General features: G+C 60.9%; 1 protein-coding gene. It reads left to right on the top strand.

The window, feature by feature from the left end:
* The first annotated feature begins 298 nt into the window (after positions 1–298).
* Positions 299–2,362, top strand: a complete 2,064-nt coding sequence (gene betT, locus R3F72_RS18395; protein WP_332780464.1) for a choline BCCT transporter BetT — start codon at positions 299–301, stop codon at positions 2,360–2,362.
* Positions 2,363–2,390 lie beyond the last annotated feature (28 nt).

A 2,390-nucleotide genomic window follows, 5' to 3' on the forward strand; every position in this document is an offset into this window, starting at 1 on the left:
TGGTGGCCGACGCTGCTGAAGGGGCTGCCGAAGCTGACCGCACTGAGCTGACGCTTCTGCGAGACCACCACAGCATCAGAAAGCGAGCGACCGGAGCGGCGGGCGGCGATCACGGCTGCTTGGACGGTCGCCATTGATTCCAAAGAGCTATAAGGAAGCGGGGAAATTTCAGCGTTTTGGCATTACTCAACAGCTATTCGCGCTGAAGAAGCCGATCCTGATAAGCGATGCCACCAGTCAGTACCTTCAGACCGCTCAATCAGCACCCTCGTGAATGAGGCGGGATGATGGGAGCCGCATGAGCACAAGCCCCGATAATAATTCCACGACCGAGGACAGACTGAATCCAGTCGTCTTCTATGGGTCGGTCATTGGTATCGTCGTCTTCTCGCTGTGGGCGATGATCGCTACCGAACAAGCAAACGGCATCATCAATGCGCTGCTGGGTTGGATCTCCAACACCTTCGGCTGGTATTACTTTCTGACAGTCGTCATCTATCTGGTGTTCGTGCTGTTCGTGGGGGTGTCCCGCTTCGGCAGGATTCGTCTCGGGCCCGAGCACTCGCGACCCGATTTCAACATCTTCTCCTGGTCGGCAATGCTGTTCTCTGCCGGTATCGGGATCGGGGTCATCTTCTTCGCCCTGGCGGAGCCGCTGACCCAGTTCTACAACGCGCCCAATGCCCCCGATGACCAGGTCGCGGCAGCGCGCCACGCGATGCAGCTGACCTTCCTGCACTGGGGGCTTTCAGGGTGGGGCATCTATACCCTGGTGGGGATGTCGCTGGCTTTCTTCAGCTATCGTCACAACCTGCCGCTGACCATCAGTAGCGCCCTCTATCCCATCTTCGGCAAGAAGATCTACGGCCCCATCGGCCACGTGGTGGATATCGCCGCCGTGCTGGGGACGGTATTCGGCATCGCGGCCAGTCTCGGGATCGGCGTCATCCAGCTCAACTACGGGCTGAACTTCATGTTCGGTATCGCGGAGAGCGCCTGGACGCAGACCATCCTGGTGCTGCTGATCGTGCTGTTCGCCACCATTTCGGCGGTGACGGGCGTCGAGAAAGGGATCCGTCGGCTTTCCGAGTTCAATGTCCTGCTGGCCATCGCGCTATTGCTGTTCGTGCTGTTTGCCGGCAAGACGGTCTTTCTGCTCAACGCGCTGGTGATGAACGTCGGCGACTATCTGTCCAACTTCATCTCGATGTCGTTCAACACCTACGCCTTCGACCGCCCGACGGAGTGGCTGAACGGCTGGACCCTGTTCTTCTGGGCCTGGTGGATCGCCTGGGGCCCGTTCGTCGGTCTGTTCCTGGCGCGCATCTCGCGTGGCCGCACGATTCGGACCTTCGTGGCCGGCACCCTGACGCTGCCGATCGCGTTCATGATGATCTGGATGTCGATTCTGGGTAACAGCGCCCTCGACATGGCGATGAACGGGGCGACGGACTTCGGCCAGCAGGTCATGGAGACGCCGCCGGCGGGGATCTATCTGTTCCTGCAGGAGTATCCGTTCCCGGTCGTCACGACCATCGCCGTGAGTATCCTGGCGATCGTGTTCTTCGTCACTTCCGGCGACTCGGGGGCTCTGGTTCTGTCGAACTTCACCTCCAAGCTCAAGGACGTCAACAGCGACGCGCCCATCTGGATGCGTATCCTGTGGTCGGCCGTGATCGGGATTCTGACCCTGTCGCTGCTGCTCGCCGGTGGCCTGTCGACGCTGCAGAGCGCGGTGGTCATCACCGGGCTGCCCTTCTCGATCGTGCTGTTCTTCATGATCGCCGGGCTCTACAAGGCACTGAAGGTCGAGGCGTTCAAGGAAGACAGCCATCGCCTGAGCCTGTCCGGCTCGCTGTCGGGCCGCATGTCCTCCGGCGGCCGCGATCGCCATTACGACTGGAAGACGCGACTCAAGCGCGCGATGTCCTTCCCCAATCGCCAGCAGGCGCAGCAGTTCCTGGAAGAGACCGGGCGCCCGGCGATGGAAGCGGTGCGCGAGGAGTTGATGAAGCAGGGCGTTCAGGTCGACATCAGCGATGGCACCCAGAACGACGACGACTACCTGTCGCTCTACGTCGATCTCGGCAACGAGCAGAACTTTGCCTACCAGATCTGGACGCATCCGTTCTCCACGCCGTCCTTCGCCATGCAGACGCCGCGGAGCAGCAGCCGGTACTACCGTCTGGAGGTGTATCTGCTGGAAGGGAGTCAGGGTTACGACCTGATGGGTTATACCCGTGAGCAGGTCATCGACGACATCCTCGACCAGTACGAGCGCCATCTGCAGTTCCTGCATCTCAACCGGATGGAGCCGGGCAGCATCAACATGCCCGACAGCCCCGAGCAGCCGCCAGGCTGATCCGCTCTCGTGCGACTCACCCTTGCCC

The organism is Salinicola sp. 4072, from assembly GCF_036663415.1.
Classification (GTDB): domain Bacteria; phylum Pseudomonadota; class Gammaproteobacteria; order Pseudomonadales; family Halomonadaceae; genus Salinicola; species Salinicola salarius_A.